This is a genomic window from Enterobacter sp. JJBC, assembly GCF_036936505.1.
Classification (GTDB): Bacteria; Pseudomonadota; Gammaproteobacteria; order Enterobacterales; family Enterobacteriaceae; genus Enterobacter; species Enterobacter hormaechei_C.
Genome location: NZ_CP136935.1, coordinates 474,880 through 497,980 on the forward strand (window position 1 = coordinate 474,880; position 23,101 = coordinate 497,980).

Here is a 23,101-nt window from a genome sequence, read left to right on the forward strand (position 1 = left end):
TTATCCTATTGCGCACTCCGGTGCGCTGGAGATCACCTGACACCCGCACTGGCATTTGCATCCGTCAACCACAACAGCCTTACCGTCAGAGGACCATTCCGGAGAACCTTCCACGATGGGATTCGTGCCATGTCCTTTTTTGGGGCAACTGACCATATCGCCAGTCAGGGCAACTTTTTTACCGTTAACAATCATGGTTGATGAGGCAGAAATAACTTCACCACCGTGCGTGGTTTTATCACCAAGCAATACAAATCCTTTAGACATAAAGCCCTCAAAATTAAAATCATTCATTTTTATGCGCAAGATTAAAAATAAAAATCGAAAATAAAAAATCAACCACTCATTATAAATGCATGCAACCATCAGAAAGGTGAAATAAAATTATCACTCATCTCTGACCGGATATATTTATTCCAGTTTGAATATCACCAGCTGCCATAGGGGTAGGTTTTACCTCTGATAAACTCTTTAATGTCTTGATCATATCCATATGAAAAGTCACTTTTAGTCACTCCCTTACACATCTGCATTTTGTCACCGGATACGGTGGTAATTTTGGCATCTGACTGAGGGACCACCGGATTACCACGATCTCCCAGCCAGACACTCACCTTACCCTCAGGAGCCAGACCAATAATCATGGTTGAACGATAGTAGGTTTCGTCCCAGCGGCTGTCTGTATAAGGTGTGGTCATCTGCTCCCAAGTTCCTTTCCTGAAGAATATGAGGGTTTCATAACTCTTTTTATCGATGACCGAGTCCCAGCAGAAACGCAGCATAAGGGGTAACGCTTTCCCTTTATTATAATAGGCCTGCACTCCTCCTAATCGATCATTCCAGCGTCCTACACTGACCTGACTTTGCTCGGTGTTGTCAACATATTCGTACGTCGTCTTGTAACCGGCACCGTCCACCATGAGCGCCTGAGTGGCCTTTGCAGGCAATGCATTGGGATAGATAAAGAGGAATTTCCATTCGTCGTAAGGCAGTTTTTTGTAGCCCCATTCAGTCTCACCCGGAGTTGTTGCCGGAGATTTTCCTGCAGTACACCCGGCCACTGACATAAACAGCAGTGCAGTAAAGATGAAGTTAACCCTGGTCATATTGCCATCCTGTGCGTTAATAATGTGAGGCCAGAACGTCGTCGTTTTTTGCTTCGTTATCATTCAGCCGCTGTTGATCGTCCATATACCATACGGAACGCACCCAGTGATCATTGGGTTTATTCGGGAAGACAAACGCCTTATCTTCTTTGGGACCAAAACGATGAATAAATATCTCTCCCGTTTTAGGGTCCACCCATAAATTACGGTCGGACTCGATATTCCATTTGGCGGAGCAGTGGGTATATTTCCCTATCAGAAGTAGCTCGTCCTCAGTAAAGGCCTGCGGCTCCTGTCCCAGGCGTACCGCTTTTCCCTGGGCGATGGCTTTATCACAAAGGGCTTTCAACTCTGTCGGCAATGAATATTGTTCATCCTCTTCCTGAATTTCATAGAACATTCCCCCTGCCTCCTGAGCCGCATCGAGCATCACCCGCAGGCAGACGTTGGCCCATTCGTTGGGAACGGCCATGCGCTCAAAAAACACTGCTGCCCCCACCTGCTTTTGTATTATGCCAGCCCGGCTTTGGTTGCTGTTTATCACACCAACGGAGCGGGTTTTAGTGGTGATTTTTCCGTGAGGTAAAATGTGCTTTAAGGCAGGCAGAGACATCAGTATTTCTTTCGCTTTTTCCGCATTACGATATACTCGTGTATCGGTTTCTCTGGTATCGTCGCTGACAATTTCAAATTCAGGGCAGCTCAGAAACAGACTTTCATTTTCCTGAAGAGGTGACCCCACCGGATTGTACCCGCCACCAATGTCTGAATGCGCTCCCGGCAGCGCAAGCTCGGGCCACATGCCCTGAATGCTGTTCAGACTGAAGTTATACCGGTATTCATTCATCGCGGTGATCTGGAATACTTTCTTCGCAACCGAAGGACGCAATTCCAGTTTCACCCTCGGATTGCTGCGACCATTAATGTCGAAAAAGTTGCTGATCCCGCCAATGGCCGCCACGGTATCGAAAAGCCCCAGGAAGCGGACTTCACCGGAAGGTTTACCGTCATAAAAATCACCCCTGAGCCCTTTCGCAATCGCGCTGGCTATTGCTGGGTCCTGTTCCATCACCCGGTTGGCAAAGTGCCGCGCCGCCGCTGCCCCTCGGCTGAAACCAAAGACATCAAACTGAATTTTGGCTATGCAAAAATCAGGGTTTACGTTGAATTCCATAAACTCTGATAGCACACGGGTGATCCCTGCCATTGCCTCGTCAGTTTTCGTCACCACGCCTTCATACATATCCAGAATACTGGTGCCCAGCCCCATACCGATGGCCGAGTCTGATTTATCCGCCGCAGTACCTATCCCGGAAATGTAGGTTTTGATTTGAGCTGATGTCTGCTCTTCCTTAAGTGCCTGATCTGGAAGGTAGAGAGTATTTAGCCAGTGTATATTTGAATAATATCCTCTGTAGCTGCCATTTGAGAGACTGTCTTGGTTGATGTCTTTAAGAAAATCCTCGCAGCTTTGCGCATCCTTTTGATTCATCCCCTGTCTGGGGGCGCTGCATTCATTGAACTTCATCAGGCGGGATGCGGTATTTTCACGATTATTCCCCGTACCGTCGAAAAATACGCCGATGGTTAAGGTCACGCCCCGTACCGGTTTTTTCTTTGCAATAACCGTTTTCCACTCATTATGAACACTGGTCTTATGAGTGGCATCTTGTACGTCATACCCCTGATATTGTGTCATTCCGTCTCTCCGTTATTTTTTATCTTGCCGAACTCAGCTTTTACCGATGACGGAATTGACGTATTGACCGGCGCTGTTTTGCCATTTTCATCAGTAATTCCCTGTAACACATCGCCCTCTGCCGTTGTGATTCGGTAAGGTGTTGAGGGTTGCGGGATACCTTTATCATCGGTAAGAATAAAACCGCCGCCAAACCCTACCGGCATTTCGATCGGCGCGATATCAAGACTGGCCGCGCCCATTTTTTGTACATTTGCGCATTTAAGCAGGATGTTTCCCGGGCAACCCAGTTCGATATTTCCACCGCTCAGTTTGATATAGGCTCCGCCACACGCCAGGACCAGTTCCTGATGAGCGGAGACTGTCACTGTCCCTTCAGTGCTTTGAATTTCAAGGTCCTGTTGAGCGCTAACCGATAATGCGTCACTCTGCGCCTGAATATTTACCTGCCCTTTTGCTGCCAGCAACTGCATGCCCTGGTTATTTGCCAGCAGACTGACGGCTTCGCCCGCTGCAACGGTGAACGACTGCCCGGCGCTGATATCGGTGTTGTTTCCGGACATGATACCCACGCTTTCACCTCCCGAAGCTATCCGCAGCGCCCGGGCACTGACCATAGCAATCCCCTCAGGTGCATGCAGCAGCATGCCCGGGGCGGTGAGGTCGCTTAAAGAGGCATTTAGTCGTTGCTGACTCCCGACATCCCCTTGCGTGGCCTTTGCCGACGTTGCGGCCTTCGCCATGCTTCGTGCCAGCGTTAATGCCTGCTCCAGTTGCCGGATAGCTTCATCCATCTCCAGCATCTGTTCTTGCGCCTGAGGCTGTATGTCCGCACTGATAAATACCCCTTTCCCGCCGCGGATACTTATCCAGTCATCCGTCCGCAGTTCAGCACCTTCTCCACGAAGTTTCCTGGATGCGTTGACGTTGTGCCCCAAATTTAACTGAGTTTTCCCGCCATACTCGGTGCTGAGCTTGATATGCTCCTCACCCCGTTTGTCTTCCATCCGCAGCTTGTTCAGGCCTGCGGTCCGGATAACGTTGCGCGTGCTGTTCAGTTCTGTAACGTGGTCAACGTGGCGGGAGTCATGCAGGGCATGGGCAATATACGGACGGTCCGGGTCACCTTCCTCGAAGGCTATGGCTACTTCGGTACCCTGAATGAGCGGGAAGTGAAAACCATATTTGTCCCCGCCGTAGGGTTTTGCCAGACGAACCAGCATACTTTCCTGTCCCTGGTTTTTGTCATCCAGATCCGCGTCGAACTTCACACGGTACATACCCGCAGCATCCTGCCAGGCGTAGAGATCATTGTCTTTCGCGCTGGTAATGCGTGCAGTCATTGTGCCGGACACTTTCGGGCGTGCAAGCAAAGGCGGACGCCAGCATAGAATTTCACTGTAGGGCACGCCGGTTAAGTCTGCCTGCAGCGCGGACTTCCGGCAGCCGGTGAAAAGAATATGCGTAAGCAGCACCGGCTCCTTCAACTGGGCCGGGAGCGTCGGAGGAATACTGTCGCTGATGGTCAGGACCTGTGCCGGGGCAAGAGTGGCATCGGTACTTTTACCGGTAATGACCGTTTGTCCGGCCAGAAAACGCTCGTGATCAAGGCGCGCCCAGAAGTTAGCGGTCTCCGGTGCCGGTTCGATACTGTCCCCCCGCTCCCCGTGCCGGGGGCGGTAGTGATAGACCTCTCCATAGTGAATACCGTCGCCTTCACCCCGGGTCATGTCAGCAGGTACAGACTGCAGAAGGTTCTGGGCTTCACGGTGGTTGTAGTCTTTTGTGGTGACGTTACTTTCCACCACGTTATGGGCCACGCTCAGGGCCCAGACGGAGTTGGCTCCGCTGTCGCTCATGCCGGACGGGCTGTTAATCGCCAGCGTTTTATCAAACACCAGCGCGGCCTGGGTGTCGCCGAAGTGGATAACTTCCGTCTGGGTGTCCGGCTGCAGGGTGAAGAAGTAAAAAATCCCCACCTCCGCCAGAAGACGCCGGATAAACGTCAGATCGCTTTCCTGATACTGGTTAATCTGCTCACGTTTCGGATACGTCTTTTTGAGCCGGAATTCGAACTCCCAGCCTTTCAGACCATGCTCAGTCAGGATCTGCTCCACGACTTCCGGTACGGTTTTGTTGACGAAAAACCGGTGGGTCCGGAACTGTCGGTCCAGCAGTGCTAAAAACGGCTGCAGCACAACTTCATAGGAAACCTGGTCACGTGAGCCGGTGATACGCCGGAATGACGTAATAATACCGTGCACCGTTTTCACGGTGACCGGTGGCTGCAGTTCGCCCGGAAGGGTATCCGGCAGGGTCCGCATGATAAAGGTACTGCTTTTGCGCAGAACCTGCTGAGGCTGAATATCATGATCGGGACTGGTAAAGCGGATAGTATACGTATACAGCTCGCTCAGCCCCTCATGGCCCTCAAAGTCTTCCACATCAAGGGAAAGTTCACTGCCCGTCAGGGAAAGGGCATAGCGATTGAGGACGCCACTGAACGCATTTTTCAGGGTATCGGTAAGATTCATGCTCTGGCTCCCTCTTCAGTCAATTCCATAATGATGCCGTCCTCTTTATCCCATGCCAGATGCAGGTTTTGAGGGCGCTGCTTCGCGGCAAGATGGCTCAGCAACTGCTGGCTCAGCACCGGCAGAATTTGCTGGTTCAGCAGGCTGTCGATGTTGCGTGCGCCGGTATCCGGCAGCAGGCAGGCCTCAGTCAGGGCATCGTACAGGCTCTCATCCATGGTGGTGTGTATACCGTAGTGACGGGACAGACGCTGCGAGACCTTATTAAGCTTCAACGTCACAATCGTGCGCATTGCCGCAGCATCGAGCGGGCGGTAAATCACCGTCTGAAAACGGGCGAGCAGGGCAGGCTGGAAATGGTCGCGCAGAAGCGGGCGTAGCCGTTCCTGCAGTTCGCCTTCCGTCGCTTCCGGCTGTTCGCTGAACATCTGCATAATCTGTTCGCTGCCAAGGTTGGAGGTCATCAGAATGAGGGTGTTGCGAAAATCAATTTCACGCCCCTCGCCGTCGCGCATGAATCCCCGGTCAAAGACCTGATAAAACAGGTTCATCACGTCACGGTGGGCTTTTTCCACTTCATCAAGCAACACCACGCTGTACGGACGTTTGCGGACCGCCTCAGTCAGAATACCTCCCTGGCCGTAGCCAACATAGCCTGGCGGAGAACCCTTGAGCTGGGAAACGGTGTGTGGCTCCTGGTATTCCGACAGGTTGATGGTGATGAGCGATTTCTCTCCGCCGTACAGGCTGTCAGCCAGGGCGAGTGCCGTTTCCGTCTTGCCGGTACCGCTGGGGCCGGTCAGCAGGAACACGCCCTGCGGGCCGTTCTCAGGCGTCAGCCCGGTTTTAGAGGCGCGCAGGCGCTGTGCAATGGCGCTTAGAGCCATATTCTGCCCTACCACGCGCCGACTCAGTTCATTTTCCAGGGTGAGCAGTTCGGTCTGCTCATCTTTTATCAGCGAGGACAGGGGGACGCCGGTCCAGTCGGCAATCACGTCTGCCACGGTGCGGACATCCACATCCGGATGAATAAGCGCGCCGTCCTGTTGCAGAAAGTCCAGCTGTTGTTGCAGGGTGTGAATATCTGCCTGGCGGCTGATATCCTGACGGCAGGCCATCAGCTCTGCAACCATCCGGTGTTCAGTTTCAAGACGACGTTCCAGAGTGTCCAGCTCCGCTTCAAGCTCTGTGCGCTGATTTTCAATGGTGGCCAGCCGGTCACCGTGCAACGATGAACCTGTTGCAATATCTTCCAGCAGGGCCTGCGCTTCCATCCCGAGCGCCGTCAGCCGCGATTTCAGACGAGTAATGCTTTCCGGTACGGTATCGAGACTCATGCGTACGCGGGCGCTTGCCGTGTCCAGAAGGTCCACCGCTTTGTCCGGCAACTGACGGCCTGTGAGGTAGCGACGGGACAGCGTGACGGCCGACTGGACCGCCGCGTCGGTGATGTGGACGCCATGGTGCTGTGCGTAGCGGGACTTCAGGCCCCTGAGCATCAGGCAGGCGGTCTCGTCATCCGGCTCATCAACTTTCACCATCTGGAAACGACGCTCCAGCGCGGCGTCGCGCTCGAAGTATTGTTTGTATTCACTCCAGGTTGTCGCGGCAATAGTGCGCAGTTCACCTCGCGCCAGGGCCGGTTTGAGCAGATTGGCCGCATCCGCACCGCCCGCCTGGTTGCCCGCCCCGATGATAGTGTGCGCTTCATCAATAAACAGCAGAACGGGCGTGGGTGAATGCTGTACGGCATCAATCACGTTTTTCAGCCGCTGTTCAAATTCTCCTTTAACGCCGGCACCGGCCTGCAGCAGACCGAGGTCAAGAGTATGAAGGCTGACCGTCTTCAGGCTTTCCGGCACGTTCCCTTCCGCAATGCGCAGAGCGAGGCCTTCAACCAGTGCGGTTTTCCCGACGCCTGGCTCGCCGACCAGGATCGGGTTGTTCTTGCGACGCCGGGAAAGAATGTCAACCATCTGACGGATTTCATTATCACGGCCAAACACCGGATCGATGCTGCCGGCTTTTGCCCTGGCCGTGACGTCCTGAGTGAAGCGCACCAGGGCACTGGCATGCGCCTTATTACGTGCGTTTTCCCCTTCAGCCGGTTCAGCGCCGGCTGCCCGTCCCACCAGTTCAACCCTGTCGCCTGCTGACTGTACCAGCGCTTCCTCATGCTGCACGTCCGTCCGTTCATCGGAGTGCGCGTCCAGCAGTGGACGCAGGCGTTCGAGCTGGCTCTGCCCCAGCGTCAAAAGAGGCCAGAGACCGTCGCACTGCACCAGATGCTGTTTGTCCGTCAGCGCCATCAGCAGGTGAATGCTCCGGATACGCTGCTCCCCGGCAAGCGAGGCCCGTAGCCAGGCCTCCTGCATCAGGGCCTGAAGGCTTCCTGACAGCTGAGGTCGCTGACGAACGGAGCGGGGAAGGGTGTCCATCCAGGCCAGTAACGCCTGCCAGAGCGTGTCCAGATCCCATTCGTAGCGACGTGCCAGCACCGTCACGTCTCCTTCTCCCTGCTCCAGCAGTTTCAGCAGCCAGTGTTCAGGCAGGATCTCTGCGTGAGCACGGGTCTGGCAGAGCACAGCCGCGTCCTCAAGGGCGCGGGCGCAGTAGGGGTTAAGACGACGCAATAATACGGCCGGGTTTTCCATGTCAGTGAACTCTCAGTCGGGGACCTTCGGGCACGCTACCGCCCCTCGCCATTCCTTCAGATAAGGAACCCAGGCGCATCAGGTCAGATTACGGTTGATTGTGGGATGTTTTGTCTGCGTCCCCGAGGCACAGAGGCGCAGGCAAAACAGCGGACAGGAAAACCTGTCCGCACGGGGCTTACGCGGTGGCGCGTTCGTTCCAGGAGTCGGAATGAATGATGTTGCCGTCCTTGTAGGTCCAGGTGATTTTTTCGTAGCGCAGCTCAATCTGCTCCAGGTGGTTATGTTTCTCTTTGGCCGGATCCTTGATGTCGTGCATCACAGGGGCGACTTTCACCACCTTGACGTTCTCCAGTTTCGTGTTGAAATACTCCACTTCCTGACCCGCGTCGTTGATTTTGTACCACTTGAATTCCGCAGATTTCAGGGTCTGGCCAGTAGTGACCGCCTTGTACAGATACGGGCTGGAGGAATCGATTTCCTTGGTGAATTTGAACGGGGTGTGGATACGGGTTCCGGTCAGCTTGCCGGTATTGTTGTCGGTCGGGATATACAGGTCGTGCTCCTGTGCGACAACCTCAATGCTGCCCTCACGGTCCTGAACGTCCACAGACCCTTTGATGTCCGCACCGCCGTCGTCCTTCAGCCACAGATAAACAGGAATTGCCATGTTACTTCTCCATTTCAGTTATTGACGCACCATCATCCGGCGATGGCGCGGGGATAACGCCTGGTATACGACAGGCATCGGCCTGCGGTACCAGACTGATTTCGACACGACGGTTAAGCGCACGGCCTTCCGCAGTATCATTGGTGGCAACAGGACGGCTTTCGCCATAGCCCTGTACCGCAAAGCAGCTTTCCGGCACGTCGCCGGTATCGCGCATCCAGTTGCGTACCGATTCAGCACGCTCGCGGGAGAGCACCTGGTTGAGTGCCGGGTTACCGGTGTTATCCGTGTGACCGCTGACGACAATCAGCCAGCCGGGTTTCGCCTTAATGCCCACCAGGGCGCTGACCAGCACTTTTGTCGAGCCCGGTTTAAGTGCCGCTTTACCGGAGTCAAACAAGGACAGGCTGTCGAGCCGCACGGTCTTCGGCCCCTGCACCACCTTCTGTATCACAGGGCGGGGCGGCGGCGGGGGGGCCCAGTCGCTGAGGGCCGCTTCAACGGGCGGCGTCAGCCGTAGCCCCTGATACAGACCCAGCCCGTAACGCAGCGGCGTGCCGCGACGCAGCCAGTCATCCAGCAGGCGACTGTCTGCCCTGAGACGCTGCTGTGCCTGGGCTTTAGGGGCAGGGGGATGTCCGTCGAGGCGATGATATAGCGCCAGGTGGTCGCCTGTGCTGCGTACCAGACGCTGGTTATTCATAAAGGAGGCCAGCATGGCAAGCAGCAGGAATATCCCAGCCATCAGCCCGGCCTGACGCCAGAACCGGTGGTGGCCGCTCAGGCCGCGACGGCGGGAAAGGACGGTCATCAGAAGGTCGGGCAGCGGTAATGCTGCCGGATGCTCTTCGGTCCGTGGTGGCAGGGCCGTGAGTGCAACGATATGCTGCTGCCAGAGATTACCGTCCTGTGCCGCAACCGGTGTCAGGCAGAACCCCACGGCAGCGGGGTGCAGGGCGGGAATATCCCCCTGACGGGCGCTGATAAGCGTGCCGGTGGTCCGGCTGTACCATGCCTGCAGTGCGTCCAGCCATAACGTTTCAGTGAGATGCATGAACCGGGACGCCGTATCGCTTTCCCGCAGCCAGTCGCTCACAGGAAGCGTCCCTTGTCCTGGCAGGCGTACCCGTATACCCGGGAGGTCGGGCGTCAGGGTAAACCAGCGTATCGACTGTTCATTTTCAGAATGGAGCGGGAGTGTCGGGCCTGAAACCATCACAGTTACCACGACCGGCGGCAGACCGCTCAGCCACGGGCGACACTGTGCCACCGCGCGTTGCCAGGTTCTCAGCCACTGTAAGAAGACCTCCTCTGACGTATGCTGTTCCGGCAGAAGTCCCAGCATGACGGCCACCTGAGGCCGAAGCGCCGGACGCATGGTCGCCAGCTGTTCTGCCAGTGCCGGAAGCTGTTCCGGGGTGTCCACCCTGAGATACCAGCCTGACTGCGTTTCCCGGAAGACCTGAGTGCGTTCAAACCATGCTGACGAATTGCCGGCAACGAGCAGGACACTTCCCTGAAAATCTTCCGGAGGCAGAATATCTGCACTGTAGTGACTCAGGGCGTCCTGGCGGGACTGCAGGTGATGCCACTGACGCCACAGCACAACGCCTGCTGTGAACACGGCAAGCAGACTCAGCACCCACCGGTTCGTAGCCGACAGTGGCCAGAAGCCGAGGACAAGCCACAGGATAAGGAGCAGGGCCAGTACCGTCAGCAGAAGACGGGAACGTTCGTGCATGTTCATCCCAGCCCTGTAATCTGCGCCACCTGGCCTGCCAGCACGGATGAGAGCACAAACCAGAGTGCGGCCAGCGCCACGATACCCGCGCACCATGACAGCCAGTACGCTGCCCGTCCGGTGCGGCGTCCGGATGCGCGAACCACCACCGGCGCGTCCTGCGCGAGGGTAAAGGGCGGGACGCGCTCAGCAAGCGCCCGTACCACATCCTCACGACGCTCGTCGTCCTGCGTGCGGTACTGACCGGTAAATCCCAGCTGCAGCGTCCGGTAGAGACACGTCAGCACCACCGTGTCCGGAGCCGGCGATTTCAGCAGTTCGCGGATACGCTCCCAGAGTTCCTCTCCGGCGTTGAGGGTACCAAAAAAGTGCGCCTGTAACGGATCCTGCTGCCAGGTGCGCCAGCCGTCATCCTGTGTGCCACGGTTAAGAACGCTTTCATCGAGCAGGGCGCAGAAGGCGTACAGCATGTTGTCACTGTCAGCCCGGCTGAACCCCGCCTCGGCCAGTTTTTCACGCGCCTGCGTTACGAGCTGGCGGGCCCGGCGATACAGCGCTTTGCCGTCCTGAACCTCCATTCCGCTGCGAAGCTGGCTGACCATCAGCCAGCCGGGATAAAAAATCTGTTCTGCCTGAGTTATTCCGGATGGTTTCATGTCCGCAGCACCGCAAAGAGTTCAAGTTTCACTTCACCCAGCGACGCCGGGGTGTAGAAGCTACAGCTTCCCGCGTCCAGCATCGCCCGTGCCGCATCCGTGCTTAAGTCCAGCGCGAAATACTGATTCTCCAGTCTTAGCGGGATGGCGGCGGGAACGTGTGTGACCGGGCGGATAACCATTCCGCTGAGCGCCACATTGACTACCTCTGACACATCATCCGGACTTCCGGCTTTACACAGCTGCGGGAAACGGGTTTGCAATTCATGCGCTGGCATAGAGGAGCGCACCGAGAGCCAGAAGTCAGCCCCTTCGCGCAGACGGGCATCGTGCAGCGCCCCCTTCCACATCACGCCATCCTGCTTCAGTTCGATGGACACGACGCGGGATGGCAGGCTGGCTTCCAGCAGTTTGTCCAGCAGTGAGAGCATCGGCGGGAAAACAGACTCCAGCGTATCGTGGCGGTACGCCGGAATATCGCGCGTATCATGCTCAAGGGAGAAGGTGAGCAGGCTGCCGGCAAGCCGGGCAAGTTCGCGGTATACGAGCTCCGGATGACGGTCCGGCACATCGGTAAGTTCGTTCAGGACCGGTTCGGCACTGTTGAGGGCGTTCAGCAGCCAGAACAGCGACACATCCGCCACGGCAAAATCCGCAAGGCGTGCGTTGCTTTCACGGCGCATGGCCATCAGTCGCTGACGTCGGGCCTGCAGCCGGTGAAGTAAATCTGCCAGATCAGACACCAGGGACTGGCAGGCTGACAGGGCAAGCAACGGCGGAATAAAACTGCTGTCACGTCGCCACTGTCCCTGAGCATCACGGACCAGACGGGTAACCGGACAGGTCAGGTATGCCGCATTTTCCTGATGAGCCATGCGCAGCGTCAGGCTGTGGCGCAGTATGGCAAGCTCGCTGCGCTCATGCCCGGCGAGCTCCTGTACGCTTACCCTTTCGGCTTTCCAACGGCGCGGACGTTCACTGTCACTGCCGTCATCAAGGTTGCCGCCATTTGCACTGAGCAGCGGCAGGGCCAGTACGATGTCTACAGAGGAGCGATCTGACACCACTGACAGATCGCAGACCGGTGGCAGGTTGTCAGACAGCTCTGTATCAACGAGCGTACCGTCCGGGAAACGGACCGTCAGACGGGTGGCATTCAGGCGGGAGAGGGCCAGAAGACCGTCGTCAAATTCGGCTGATACTACCCCCCAGGGGTGAGCAAGCCCCATCCTGGCGACGGTATCCGCCAGATGGGCATCCCATATGGCCTGCTGCTGAAACTGTTGTGGGGCCAGAAAGGCCCCGTCTTCCCATAGCGGGCGAAAGATTTTCATCCCTGATGCTCCGCGTTATGCTTTGGCTTTCGGCATCTGGGAAACCAGAGACAGGTTTACGTCCATTCCTTCCACCTGGAAGTGTGGCACCGCAAACAGCTGCACGCGGAAGAAGCCCGGGTTATCTTCAATATCTTCCACCACCACTTTTGCATCGCGCAGCGGGTGAGATGCCTGCAGTGCATCGCCTGGATCGGTCATTTCGGTGACCAGACCTTTCACCCAGTTGTTGAGCTCAAGCTCCAGCAGACGACGGTCCTTGGTGGTACCAATATTTTCACGCTGAATAATTTTCAGGTAGTGCGCGATACGCGACAGCAGGAAAATGTACGGCAGTCGTGAGTTGATACGGCTGTTAGCCGTCGCATCCGGCGTGTCGTAAAGTGCAGGCTTTTGCGCCGAGTTGGCAGAGAAAAAGCAGGCGTAGTCCCTATTTTTGTAGTAGGACAGGGGTATGAAGCCCAGATTCGAGAATTCGAACTCGCGGGTTTCTGGGATCATGACCTCAGACGGGATTTTTACCTGACTGCCGGTGCCGAGATCGTACAGATGGATAGGCAAATCCTTCACGGCACCGCCTGCCTGTGGGCCGCGGATCTGGACACACCAGCCGTTGCTGATAAAACTGCGTACCATATTGGCGGCAAAGGCAAATGAAGCATTGGTCCAGAGGTATTTTTCGTGATCCGGGCCTTTGACCTCTTCCACATAGTTGAAGCTGCGCACCGGTACGGTGTCGGGTCCATACGGAAGACGGCCCAGAACACGCGGCATCACGAGTCCGATATAGCGGGAGTCGTCGGTCTCACGGAAGGATTTCCACTTGATGTACTCCGCGCGATCGAAGTAGTTGCCAATATCCTTGATAGCAGCAACCTGCTCCATATTGTCCTTGAGAAAGAATTTCGGGCCGGCTGAACCAATAAACGGCATATGGGCTGACGCAGAGACTTTAGAGATATTGCGCAGCAGCGCCACATCCTGCGGGCTGGCATCGAACTCATACGCTGAAATTACCGCGCCAATCGGCTCTCCACCCGGAGTGTCGTACTCAGCGACGTACGTGTGTGTGTATAGTCCGCTCTGGATAATTTCCGGCGCATCCTCAAAGTCCTGGCGCAGGTCGTCTTTTGACACGTCCAGAATTTCAGTTTTGACGTTCTGGCGGTAATCGGTGTTATCCACCAGGTGCTTCAGGCCGCGCCACAGGCCTTCAACCCGCTGGAAGTCAGGATGATGCATGACGGCATCCAGCTGGCGGCTAATCTGGTGATCCAGTTCGGCAATATGGTGATCAATCAGGGTCTTATCGAGCCTATCTACTTTTTGGCCTGACTTCGTCAGACAGTCAATAAAGACCTGCACGCCTGCCGTCACGCGTTCGTTAGCTCCGGCCTCGGACATGACGCTTTCGTCCTGCCAGGAACTGACATCTGGCAGCGCTCCGACGGGTTCAAGATTAATTTTACTGAACAGGGAAGCATAAACGCTTTCCGCAGAGGAACGTTCCCGGACGACGGTCTCGCCGGTGGAAGAAGATGTATTTTGTACAGACATGAGCATTGTCTCGTGTTAGTCCGGGAAGGGATCAGGCGTCTTTAGGGGCCAGAGCAGAAAGTTCAGCACGCAGCTCGTCACTCAGAGCCGGGTCACGCAATATCGCTTCGAGAGATTTTCTGAAAGTGGCGTTGTCCAGTAGATTGGATTTGAGGTCCCGGAGCAGGTTGCGCATAGATAGCAGGGCCTTCAGCTGAGGTATTTGACGGGCAACCTGTTCCGGTTCAAAATCTTTCATATTCTGGAAAGTAAGATTAATATCTTCTTCAGAATCATCGCCAGCCAGAGTATTTTCAACGGTCATTTTCACTGAAGGTGAAAATTCTGAAATGACGTTATTGAAGTTGTTTTTGTTAACGTCGATTTTATTACGTTCAGATAATGGTCGTTGTTCCATACCATTACTGAAATCCCCGGTAACCAGCAGCTTCAGGGGTAATTCAACCTTCTTGCTTGCTCCCCCAGTGTGTAGATCTAATCGGAGGTTAACGCGTGCCTTGGGTACTTCATTCTGGAAGCTGTCGCTCATAAATCCCTCTTTTCATCGCCATATGATGGTTTTCCGAACTACATTTCGGTTAAGTGCAATACTAAGATCATATGCTGTCCAAAATCAACTATGCAGATCTATGATCTGCAAGAGGAATGTTCCTAAGAGTTTTCTGTCAGATTGTAAGATTCCTCTCAAAAGATTGGTTGTGGGTCATCTGCTGGCCAGTCATATCAACCGGGTTATATCCTGTTTTCAGAGTAACGACCCGCAAAAGATGGTGGTGTTGGTCTGTTGGCAGTAACATGATCTGGAAGTTAATGAAAATTGATTTGGATCAATGTTATTATTTGTTTTATAAAGATCAAAGGAATGTCTTAATAAGATGCTCTCACGACAGGGCGCGGAATATCCTCGTTTATTAAGGTGGGAATGGAGATTTCATAAAAATCTTAGCACTCTTGTCCGTTTTAGGACTTTTAGTGAAAAAAACTCGCTGAAAAGAGATTAGTGTGAAAAAGATCACAAATAAAAGTCAGACTCATTTGGGGGCGTGATGGAAAAATCTGAATAGAATGTTCTGTTACCACGAATTATTCGTTCAGACAGCGTACAAATCCTCCGTTGCGGTCGGATATTCGGACTGAAGGTGATAGTAATCGATTTTTTAACCGGGTAGTATCCTAGCATTCAAATGACACTCTGAATTGCTTCGCCCGTAACCATGGACACAAAAAATAAACCCCGTAATCATCGTTCGGCATGGACGCTGAAAGAGCTGCGTTTTGTCGAAGAGCATTACGGCAAAATGCCCACCCGGGATATTGCTGTTGCGACAGGTCGCACACCCGTTTCTGTCAGAGCTGCGGCACGCAGTCTCGGCTGTGGAAAAATCCAGTCGATGCTTCCCTGGACGGAAGATGAAGTTGCCATTCTGCGCACCCACTATGCTGGGGGGGCGGGTATACACCGGGTTTGCGAGTTGCTTCCCGGGCGGAATCCCAGGTCCATCTGTGCGCATGCCCGAAAACTGGGCATTCAGAGTGGCCGCTATCTGGCCCGGGCATGGAGCGAAGAGGAATTAGCTATTCTGAAGCAATACTATCCTGCTCTTGGCGTCAGGGTGGTGGAAAAACTACCGGGAAGAACACAAAATGCCGCTAAGTTGATGGCAAACTCGACAGGCATTCATTACTCCGGCGGGAAAGAATACGGAGCACACCAGCGTATATGGACTGATGAAGAATGGCGATTGCTCCTGAGATACGCCCATCTTTCTCCCTCAGAGCTGATGAAATTTTTCCCGGGCAGGACGCGAGAGTCTATCTCACATGCCAAAGCAAGAATGCGGAGATGGGGAGGGAAAAAGCGTTGAGAAGGGATGTTTGTTAACGATGAATAAAAATGCTCAGCCTGTTTACCCGGCGAAGAAAGAGATGTTTATCACTATGTTCGAAAGCAGGCTTGTTGGCATAGTCCCACTGCGGTTTCTCTGGTACGGTAATCAACGCTGGGATATTTAAGTGGTCATATCAATTCCCGCTTCTGGTACAGGAGTTAATACTATTTTATAACCTGCGTGTGGGATTGCCTCAATGCTGTGATGGAGTTCCTGGCTGGTGAATTCATTACTGATAGCATGATCATCGCCAGTGGCAATGAACTCTACGGGGTTGAGTAGCACGCCCGCTTCAGAAAAATTGAGCGTCAGCTCTGACCTTCTCACCAGCAAGGCTGGAATATTGGCATACTCTTCCTGGAGGGCTGGCGTTGCCCACTCTTCATCACTTACCACAGCATTTAACCAGCCCTGAGATTTAAGTGCTTCAATTGCAAACGTCAGCCTGAACAGCTCAGATTGTTGTCTGACTGGACCGGAACATGATTCATAGAGGTATTCCAGTCGCTGTAACAGATTTGCTGCTGTACCTCTTGATCGTCCAAGGCACAAAAGGCTGTCAATATCCGGTGCAACTGAACGTGGAAAACGTCGTTGTTTTTGCGCTGAAGCCAGCCAGCTCAACAGAAATGTATGTGTGGTCAGCGGCGACAGCGCTTTTCCTTCCTGGCGGGCTATGTGTAATGACACAAGTGCACACCAGGACAGGTGAGCCAGGTCGGCGACAGTTTGCTCTGGAGATAAGCAGGTAGATGATTTTTTCATAAGACTACGAGTATACCGGGTAAATCAGAGCAGGAAAATCCTGGTCAATTTGAACGCCTGTATCTGATGTTTCAGTAAGCATGTCGGCCTCCCTTAACCTGAATCTATAAACTGTAGTATGTGGCAGGCACTATGCTATGTCGTCTCGTCGTAATCTCCAGAAATGTTGTAACCGGATAATGTTGTACATTGGATGCCTGCCCGGAGCCGCGAGGCTTATACCAGCCAGGACTGGGGTTATAAGCTTTCTGCTCACCGGATCTGGATTTTGAGTATGGAAAGTCATTTTTGTATTCACTGTGATGTTTGTTTTATCTGTTGTTGCATGTTATTTTTATGCGAAACGTAAACACAGAGAAGGTTGTCATATGTTCAGAATCACACAGTTGATACAAAGCCTGGTCAAAACGGGTAACCGGATTGCTGAAGATCGCCTGTCGCAACTGGAAGACACATCTGCGAAGGAATTAACCACAGTTCGCCTTCGCCCCGAAACAAAAACTTATTTGCAGTCACAAAGCGAAAGTCTCGGTGTTTCACTTTCTCAGGTAATTAATATGATCCTGGATGGAGTGGTTTCAATGGAAATGAAGCCGGCAGCTGATAATAAAATCAGGGGGATATATGACCGGCTGATGTCGTTGTTTGAATTTCACAACATTAATACTGTTGATATGGCTAAGATGCTTTCCGGGTATGGTATTAAGTTATCCCAGTTACGGCATCCTGATAAATTTATTGACAATATCTCCATGGATATGCTTAAAGAGATAGCAGACTGGTTTTCTGTTGATTACAAATGGATTACTGGAGAAACAGAGTGGATGTATTCCACCAGAGAGCATACATGGTATAAAGATTCCTATAACTTCTCGCTTTTTCTTTTAGAAAAATCATTCCGGCATCCTGATCTTAAAGTTTCTGTCGTTAAGGGGAATAATGTTTCTTTTGATAATGCGGAAAAACTTGACGAGCAAGTCTCACGTCTATATGTCGGATTTATTCTAAGTTATACTCATCAGTTTAATGGTGTGTCTTTTACAAAATATGAAATATGTGAGTTTCAGAGATGGAACTATGAAAAGTGTCGTGGCTATTTAAAGTTTATTTTTTATTTTCTGGATGCTGTTCGTTCAAAAATTAAAAGTCAGGGCGTTTCATTCAGTGAAGATATTGTCGATAATTTGATGGTTGGGCGGCTGTTTCCCTCCACGATCAAAGGCATGTTATCAGAGACATGGTTTATTGCTGAACAGACAGGTGATATGAAAAACAACTATGATATAGAGCAAAACCCTGTTAAGTATTTAAATAAATTTGATCGGCTTATTCGGTTAATACAATTCGGTGGTCCTGTTACTGTTTCTGACATTAAGTATACAACGAAAGATTTTTCTTATGGATGGGTTGTAACATATTTGTGCAATGGGAAATGTCATTCTGAGTTCTATCCTTGTCTGGCCACTGGCCTGAATGATATTTACGATAAATACATGACAGAGGATCCTGCATAAAATCATTCAGTCCGCCCTCCATTTTCATGGAGGGTTTTACCGGCTCGTATTTCATGTCAAAGATAAAAACTTGATAAAGGATCGCACTCCGATCTACTATCTTACCCGTTGTACCGTTGCGTAAAGCAACATGCCAATGTTCCGGTGATTTGAGAGGAACGCCTTCGGGTAATCACATGCCAATGCCACATAAACCTGAGAGTGGCGCCTTTGGGTGGTACCTTCGTTTAACCTTTGAAAACGAAGATCGCAGACTGGCGATGAAGGTCCTTTCCACTTCTGTATCTGTCTTTCGGATACGTCCTGCAGCCGTTGCCTGGCCGCAATTTACTTACCGTTTTTACTTTTTATGACGCTGCTGACCGTTTCGAACTTTGCGGCGTGGGTATGACCATCTGGAACATTTGGGCATCTTCCACGTCTGCATTGAGAGCAGAGGAGCGCGGCGTCACTTGTGTACGAGTGATACGAGTACCAAGTGACGCGCGCAGCGCATAACCGGCAGAGCTGACGCACTGCCGTTTCAACAACTCGTTTACCAACTGACCAACACGTACTTAAAGGTTTTAAGGGCCTTAAAAACGTACTTCATTCACTGTTTGTTCATTTATCAACCAAACGTCTTACCCGTAAAAACGGATCAGGGCTTCATTTAAAGAGGAGAAAAATCGACACGATATCGATGGCGACACCAGTCAACATGCTGGTGTGTGGAAGCAGACTGATTCATTTCAGCCCGGTGAAAACCGCGAACAGGTCAGAGACCTGGGGAGCTTCGCAATAACTCAACATTTCGCCGCCCCGATGCACAGATATCTGTCGAGACGCAGGAAGCGCAACCATAACCGTGCCGTCGGGGTGAAATTCATCGTCTGTAGCTGTGGCGCAGCCGGTGTCAGTGCTTTTCCGTTTACGCAGACGGAAAAGCACTGACACCTGTTTAAATGGAGGGTTGACTATGGCAAAACTGAATAAAAATTTAATAACGCTTGCCAGACAGGCTGGCGGAAGTTTTAAAACCGTTTCCGACCGTATGAAAATTGCGGACAGGTTTGCTGAACGTTTATTAAAACTTAATGTCCAGATTAGAGATATTAAGAACATCAAGACCGGGCATATTGAGTTGTATATGAAAAGCCGTCTTTCTGAAGAGATTTCCAGACGTACTCTTCAAAATGAAATGTCGGCTATCCGGGCTTTACTACGGGTTGCAGGTAAAACATTTCTGGCTAATCCGGCTCACGAAAAATTGAGTAATCGGGCTCTGGGTATTTCAGAAACCAGCCGCGATGGAACGAAAGTAGCCATTCCAGAAACTTATTTTCGGCAGGTGCTGACGAGTGTGCAACAAAAGGATGAAGGTGTTGCGTGTGCTTTGAGGTTATCCCGGTTACTCGGTTTACGAACAGAAGAAACGGTACAGTCCGCAAAATCATTACGAACCTGGCAAAAAGCTTTGCTGAGTGGAGATGAAAAAATACGTGTTGTATTCGGAACAAAGGGAGGTCGCGCCAGAGATACGACAGTATTAGATCGAGAGGCTACGCTTTTCGCAATTAATGCCGCCCTGAAGCATATTAAAGAAAATAACGGGAGATTAATCGATAAGCCTTCATTGCACACTGCTATTGAACGTTACAGGAATGTAGTCCGTGAAGCCGGCTTGAGTGGGAAATATGCACCGCACAGCCTGCGTTATGCCTACTCAGTCGATGTCATTAATCTTCATATGAATAAAGGTTTCAGTAAAGAAGAAGCACAGGCTCTCGCATCAATGGATCTTGGGCATGGCGACGGCCGAGGGCATTATGTTGCTCGTGTTTATAACAAAGTTGAATAGCACATTATAATACTAATTACCGTCACGGAGATGGTGTGAAAAATTTATATTTTGAGTTCAGAGACCACTTTTCACTGGCTGTTGAGTTAAATGATGTTTCTATTGTGAACACGTGCTCTTTTATTTCTGAGTGTTCAGAAGGAATACGTCAGGCACGTAAGTTATTATCAGATTATGCGTCTACAGCTGTGAGTAAGGGCATTGCGAGTTCCGCTTGTGACTTCAAAAACAGACCTGTTGAAGAATGTGCAAACCTGAAGTAGGATTTACCTGCTAACCGTTGTCATCATGACAACTGCCAATGCCTGAGTGATTTGAGACAGGCGCCTTCGGGTAATCACATGCCAATGCCACACAGACCAGAGAGTGGCGCCTTCGGGTGGTTTGTTAAATCTGTTTAACCTCTGAGAACAGGTGCTCTTTGCGGGTTGAGGTCTTTTCAACGTAACGCTGCGAGTCTGTCGAACCATGCCAGAAATCGCACCGTTTGTCCCCCCACGGGAAAACACTTCCCGTCCAGGGTGGCTGTTTTCTTTTTTTGCCAGGGAAACACCACCATGATTCTTCTTCATTTCATTTACTGTCTTGCTGTTCTGGCAGATCGCATTGTGTGCTTGATTGCACCAAAGACGCTGTTTGCCGAATGGTTGTTCTGGTTCACTGGTGATGCGAAGTCGTTACTGCTTGTTGTCCATGAGCTGGAGCTTGCCCGTTCATATCAGCAGGACGAAACATCAGCGTTGCTGACGGAATTCTCGGTCTACCATGCCGCCTTTTTCTTCGGAGAACGTGAGTATTACGGGCTAAAGGTTCGCTGGCCACGCTGGTTCATCAACCGTATTCACTTTACCGCAATGCAGCTCGCCGCCACGCAGTGGCAGGAAGGCTGTCAGAATGGATTCAGCGAAGTAGCCGTGCTGGAGTCCGAAGCGACCTCTCATTGCTGATTGCTGTGTACGTTACACTCATTTCTCCCACGGGACTCCGCTCCCGAAAGGGCAGGGTTCCATGCTTTATAAGGAATCTTTTATGACGGCTTTTGCTATTACGGTTGATGTCCTTGTTGCCAGCATCCATTCAAAGACCGGGTTCATTTCGGTGATGTCGGATATTGAAGGAATACTGCAAACCGCCAGTGCGCTGAACATCTGCGGTATTCCTGACAGCATCGATCCGGATGGTTTTCCTGAACGCTGCAGCCAGACAATCCACCTTGCCAGCGTTATTGCTGAAGCTCTGGAAATGAATCTGATCCCAGACTCTCTTCATCAGTTTGTCGATGATGTTGTCCAGACGGGAAAACGCTTCGACGCTGAAGGCGACACTAACGCCTGGTGCTATGGCTTTATGCTGGGAACTGAACGTGGGCTGGATTACTGGCGTGAACTCTGCTGGGATTGTTAGTTCCGGTATTTAACGACAATGCCTGATTTTTTGCGACGGATATTCAATTACTGATAACTCACCCATGCGGGGACAACCCCCCGCATAGCGGTGAAGGTGTCTCCGCCTTAACCAACGGAGACATACCATGAGTATAATGCTCATCCTTGTAACAAAAGCTGCTTCAGCTCTGGTGCACTTTTCTGAGTCACTTAATCACCGAAAGAACGAATGGTTCACCAATCAGTCGGGGCACAGCAGCTTCCGGCCGGAAGTGATCCCCGATGGGAATGGGTTCACCGCCGTTATCTCCCGACGAACTGGTTACAGTTCGAAAGACTGGACCTATCAGCGGTGTGCAACCGCAGGACGGTTTGCCTCTTCGCGTCAGGCAATGAGTGCTGGTCGCCGAATGGCGCGGCAGCTTGCTGATTTACGCTATCGTTTTGACTGATACGACATACTCACCTCCCGCAGGGATCTTCCCTGTGGGAGGAACTTGCGGGCATGACTTCATTTTATTTTGAGGAATTAAGCATGACCGAATTTAATGACATCGTTTTTGACAGATCTATAGCGCCTCAGGGAATGCATGAACTCTGGCAGGGGCAGCGCTCGCTTTTCCGTTTCATCGCTTATGTTGCGGAATTAGAGGGTGAAATGCTGGCAATACGTGCATTCCGGCGCTGCGGTATCCCTGATCAGGCTGGCAGCCATGGTGTTCCGGTACGCACATTCCGGCTTGTTTCGATAGCCCGCCTTCTTGGTTATGCCTGCATGACTGAGGCATTTACTGACGGTTTATTCGAAAAATACATTGCCGGACTGATTCTTCTTGGTGAACAGATTTCCCCCCGGGCCTGGAATTTCGGGTTTAAGGAAGGGCTGATGCACTTTGATGAGATGCGCTCTGACAATGAGGCAAGTGAGGAACAACGGGCTGTATTCTGTGCGAATGCAGAATATGTAGCCTGAGAAGCATAGCGACATTTGCTTCTGTTAGCTTTCTTTCACTGTTTATTAAACAAATCACTTCCCGGAGGGATCTTCCCTGCCGGGGAGGTTTCCTCCTTAAGTAATTTAAGGAGTCCTGATGATTCGCTTTACTTCAACCGAACTACGCCCGCTTTTATCACAGCAGGGCGGTATACGCAGGCCACTGTGGCTTGAGAAGAACCTCGGGATATACATCCGGGTTCCGGATGACCGAAATCCCGGTGAATGGCTCAGGGCGTGGGCGGAAGGCTGTAATCCCTCAAAAGATGCAAACTGGTCGGAAAATGCAGATCGGTTAATTCCGGAGAAGGAATACGCTTTTCAGACCTTTATGGAGCAGAGCAAATTCGACGCGATTCTGAACGAACACCACGATCTTTTTATGATGCCTTTGACTGGCCCTCTGGGGACCGGTATGACCATTCGTAAAGAGACCCGTCCACCTGAAAAGGTGTATGTCCTGGTGGAGGAATATCGCAGCAATATTTGCTGGCTCTACGATCAGTCTCTCCGGCATTTACCTGCCTGTGTGGGGAATGCTGAACGTCTGAGCTGGCGCTCACAGGCGCTGCATGTACTTGACAGGGTCATACGTCTTGACTGTAAACGGGCGAAACCGGCTGACCGCACGATGTTTGAGAGTGCGGTTCGCAGCGTGCGCAGTAGCGTCAATGAGGTGATGTCTGATGGTTCTTTCCGTTACGCAGGGACCCGTCGTTAGCAAGTATTACTGACTGTCTCTGACAATTTTTCCACTCCCGGT

20 protein-coding genes are annotated in these 23,101 nt (G+C 52.1%); 8 read left to right on the forward strand and 12 right to left on the reverse strand.

The genetic code is table 11. The features are described from left to right. The 11 genes from RY075_RS02315 to tssB form a co-directional block, all read right to left on the reverse strand. A complete protein-coding gene (locus RY075_RS02315) occupies positions 1 to 267 on the reverse strand; it encodes a PAAR domain-containing protein (RefSeq protein ID WP_139568854.1) in 267 nt (88 codons plus the stop codon). Positions 268 to 428: 161 nt separating this feature from the next. Continuing rightward, positions 429 to 1,067: a T6SS immunity phospholipase A1-binding lipoprotein Tli1-EAEC gene (tli1, locus tag RY075_RS02320; RefSeq protein ID WP_338628631.1), complete on the reverse strand. Its 639-nt coding sequence runs from the start codon at positions 1,065 to 1,067 to the stop codon at positions 429 to 431. A gap of 55 nt (positions 1,068 to 1,122) precedes the next feature. After that, complete coding sequence (locus RY075_RS02325; protein ID WP_338628072.1) at positions 1,123 to 2,805, reverse strand: DUF2235 domain-containing protein; 1,683 nt, start codon at positions 2,803 to 2,805, stop codon at positions 1,123 to 1,125. Next, positions 2,802 to 5,339 (reverse strand): type VI secretion system tip protein VgrG, encoded by a 2,538-nt coding sequence (vgrG, locus tag RY075_RS02330; RefSeq protein WP_338628074.1) that lies wholly within the window; start codon positions 5,337 to 5,339, stop codon positions 2,802 to 2,804. Before vgrG ends, RY075_RS02325 begins: the two co-directional genes overlap by 4 nt. Then, positions 5,336 to 7,993, reverse strand: a complete 2,658-nt coding sequence (gene tssH, locus RY075_RS02335; RefSeq protein ID WP_338628075.1) for a type VI secretion system ATPase TssH — start codon at positions 7,991 to 7,993, stop codon at positions 5,336 to 5,338. Before tssH ends, vgrG begins: the two co-directional genes overlap by 4 nt. 178 nt (positions 7,994 to 8,171) lie before the next feature. Continuing rightward, positions 8,172 to 8,663: a type VI secretion system effector Hcp gene (gene hcp / locus RY075_RS02340; RefSeq protein ID WP_338628076.1), complete on the reverse strand. Its 492-nt coding sequence runs from the start codon at positions 8,661 to 8,663 to the stop codon at positions 8,172 to 8,174. Position 8,664: 1 nt separating this feature from the next. Continuing rightward, the gene (locus RY075_RS02345) at positions 8,665 to 10,404 is read right to left on the reverse strand and encodes an OmpA family protein (protein WP_338628077.1); all 1,740 of its coding nucleotides are present in this window, start codon (positions 10,402 to 10,404) and stop codon (positions 8,665 to 8,667) included. 2 nt (positions 10,405 to 10,406) lie between these two features. Further along, a complete protein-coding gene (gene tssL / locus RY075_RS02350) occupies positions 10,407 to 11,060 on the reverse strand; it encodes a type VI secretion system protein TssL, short form (RefSeq protein WP_338628078.1) in 654 nt (217 codons plus the stop codon). Beyond that, positions 11,057 to 12,394, reverse strand: a complete 1,338-nt coding sequence (tssK, locus tag RY075_RS02355) for a type VI secretion system baseplate subunit TssK (protein WP_338628080.1) — start codon at positions 12,392 to 12,394, stop codon at positions 11,057 to 11,059. The genes tssL and tssK overlap by 4 nt, the downstream gene beginning before the upstream one ends. Positions 12,395 to 12,409: 15 nt before the next feature. Beyond that, complete coding sequence (gene tssC / locus RY075_RS02360) at positions 12,410 to 13,957, reverse strand: type VI secretion system contractile sheath large subunit (protein WP_338628081.1); 1,548 nt, start codon at positions 13,955 to 13,957, stop codon at positions 12,410 to 12,412. A 25-nt stretch (positions 13,958 to 13,982) separates the two neighbouring features. Next, the gene (gene tssB, locus RY075_RS02365; protein WP_338628083.1) at positions 13,983 to 14,480 is read right to left on the reverse strand and encodes a type VI secretion system contractile sheath small subunit; all 498 of its coding nucleotides are present in this window, start codon (positions 14,478 to 14,480) and stop codon (positions 13,983 to 13,985) included. Positions 14,481 to 15,165: 685 nt separating this feature from the next. On the opposite strand from tssB, the gene RY075_RS02370 reads away from it, so the two are divergent. After that, a complete protein-coding gene (locus RY075_RS02370; RefSeq protein ID WP_338628084.1) occupies positions 15,166 to 15,816 on the forward strand; it encodes a hypothetical protein in 651 nt (216 codons plus the stop codon). A 144-nt stretch (positions 15,817 to 15,960) separates the two neighbouring features. On the opposite strand, the gene RY075_RS02375 is transcribed toward RY075_RS02370, so the two are convergent. Then, positions 15,961 to 16,605, reverse strand: a complete 645-nt coding sequence (locus tag RY075_RS02375) for a DUF2913 family protein (protein ID WP_338628086.1) — start codon at positions 16,603 to 16,605, stop codon at positions 15,961 to 15,963. 368 nt (positions 16,606 to 16,973) lie between these two features. Here RY075_RS02375 and RY075_RS02380 point away from each other — a divergent pair, with 368 nt between their 5' ends. From RY075_RS02380 to RY075_RS02410, 7 genes are all read left to right on the forward strand, one after another. Next, positions 16,974 to 18,119 (forward strand): hypothetical protein, encoded by a 1,146-nt coding sequence (locus RY075_RS02380; RefSeq protein ID WP_338628087.1) that lies wholly within the window; start codon positions 16,974 to 16,976, stop codon positions 18,117 to 18,119. 958 nt (positions 18,120 to 19,077) lie between these two features. After that, the gene (locus RY075_RS02385; RefSeq protein ID WP_338628088.1) at positions 19,078 to 19,959 is read left to right on the forward strand and encodes an integrase domain-containing protein; all 882 of its coding nucleotides are present in this window, start codon (positions 19,078 to 19,080) and stop codon (positions 19,957 to 19,959) included. A 608-nt stretch (positions 19,960 to 20,567) separates the two neighbouring features. After that, the gene (locus tag RY075_RS02390; RefSeq protein ID WP_338628632.1) at positions 20,568 to 20,906 is read left to right on the forward strand and encodes a hypothetical protein; all 339 of its coding nucleotides are present in this window, start codon (positions 20,568 to 20,570) and stop codon (positions 20,904 to 20,906) included. A gap of 82 nt (positions 20,907 to 20,988) precedes the next feature. Then, positions 20,989 to 21,363 carry a hypothetical protein gene (locus tag RY075_RS02395; protein WP_139569997.1) on the forward strand — a complete coding sequence of 125 codons (375 nt, stop codon included), beginning with the start codon at positions 20,989 to 20,991 and terminating at the stop codon, positions 21,361 to 21,363. 136 nt (positions 21,364 to 21,499) lie between these two features. Continuing rightward, positions 21,500 to 21,796 carry a hypothetical protein gene (locus RY075_RS02400; protein ID WP_338628633.1) on the forward strand — a complete coding sequence of 99 codons (297 nt, stop codon included), beginning with the start codon at positions 21,500 to 21,502 and terminating at the stop codon, positions 21,794 to 21,796. A gap of 53 nt (positions 21,797 to 21,849) precedes the next feature. Then, entirely contained in the window at positions 21,850 to 22,317 is a 468-nt protein-coding gene (locus tag RY075_RS02405; RefSeq protein WP_338628089.1) for a hypothetical protein, read from the forward strand. Between the two features lie 118 nt (positions 22,318 to 22,435). Further along, positions 22,436 to 23,059: a hypothetical protein gene (locus tag RY075_RS02410; RefSeq protein ID WP_338628090.1), complete on the forward strand. Its 624-nt coding sequence runs from the start codon at positions 22,436 to 22,438 to the stop codon at positions 23,057 to 23,059. The last annotated feature ends 42 nt before the right edge of the window (positions 23,060 to 23,101 follow it).

What these genes read in the sequence shown, in the direction of transcription:
- RY075_RS02315 (WP_139568854.1), bottom strand. Translation starts at nt 267, where the DNA reads ATGTCTAAAGGATTTGTATTGCTTGGTGATAAAACCACGCACGGTGGT.
- RY075_RS02410 (WP_338628090.1), top strand. Translation starts at nt 22,436, where the DNA reads ATGATTCGCTTTACTTCAACCGAACTACGCCCGCTTTTATCACAGCAG.
- RY075_RS02380 (WP_338628087.1), top strand. Translation starts at nt 16,974, where the DNA reads ATGTTCAGAATCACACAGTTGATACAAAGCCTGGTCAAAACGGGTAAC.
- RY075_RS02370 (WP_338628084.1), top strand. Translation starts at nt 15,166, where the DNA reads ATGGACACAAAAAATAAACCCCGTAATCATCGTTCGGCATGGACGCTG.
- RY075_RS02400 (WP_338628633.1), top strand. Translation starts at nt 21,500, where the DNA reads ATGCTCATCCTTGTAACAAAAGCTGCTTCAGCTCTGGTGCACTTTTCT.
- tssL (WP_338628078.1), bottom strand. Translation starts at nt 11,060, where the DNA reads ATGAAACCATCCGGAATAACTCAGGCAGAACAGATTTTTTATCCCGGC.
- tli1 (WP_338628631.1), bottom strand. Translation starts at nt 1,067, where the DNA reads ATGTCAGTGGCCGGGTGTACTGCAGGAAAATCTCCGGCAACAACTCCG.
- RY075_RS02375 (WP_338628086.1), bottom strand. Translation starts at nt 16,605, where the DNA reads ATGAAAAAATCATCTACCTGCTTATCTCCAGAGCAAACTGTCGCCGAC.
- tssH (WP_338628075.1), bottom strand. Translation starts at nt 7,993, where the DNA reads ATGGAAAACCCGGCCGTATTATTGCGTCGTCTTAACCCCTACTGCGCC.
- hcp (WP_338628076.1), bottom strand. Translation starts at nt 8,663, where the DNA reads ATGGCAATTCCTGTTTATCTGTGGCTGAAGGACGACGGCGGTGCGGAC.
- tssC (WP_338628081.1), bottom strand. Translation starts at nt 13,957, where the DNA reads ATGCTCATGTCTGTACAAAATACATCTTCTTCCACCGGCGAGACCGTC.
- vgrG (WP_338628074.1), bottom strand. Translation starts at nt 5,339, where the DNA reads ATGAATCTTACCGATACCCTGAAAAATGCGTTCAGTGGCGTCCTCAAT.
- RY075_RS02385 (WP_338628088.1), top strand. Translation starts at nt 19,078, where the DNA reads ATGGCAAAACTGAATAAAAATTTAATAACGCTTGCCAGACAGGCTGGC.
- RY075_RS02405 (WP_338628089.1), top strand. Translation starts at nt 21,850, where the DNA reads ATGACTTCATTTTATTTTGAGGAATTAAGCATGACCGAATTTAATGAC.
- RY075_RS02395 (WP_139569997.1), top strand. Translation starts at nt 20,989, where the DNA reads ATGACGGCTTTTGCTATTACGGTTGATGTCCTTGTTGCCAGCATCCAT.
- tssK (WP_338628080.1), bottom strand. Translation starts at nt 12,394, where the DNA reads ATGAAAATCTTTCGCCCGCTATGGGAAGACGGGGCCTTTCTGGCCCCA.
- RY075_RS02325 (WP_338628072.1), bottom strand. Translation starts at nt 2,805, where the DNA reads ATGACACAATATCAGGGGTATGACGTACAAGATGCCACTCATAAGACC.
- RY075_RS02345 (WP_338628077.1), bottom strand. Translation starts at nt 10,404, where the DNA reads ATGCACGAACGTTCCCGTCTTCTGCTGACGGTACTGGCCCTGCTCCTT.
- tssB (WP_338628083.1), bottom strand. Translation starts at nt 14,480, where the DNA reads ATGAGCGACAGCTTCCAGAATGAAGTACCCAAGGCACGCGTTAACCTC.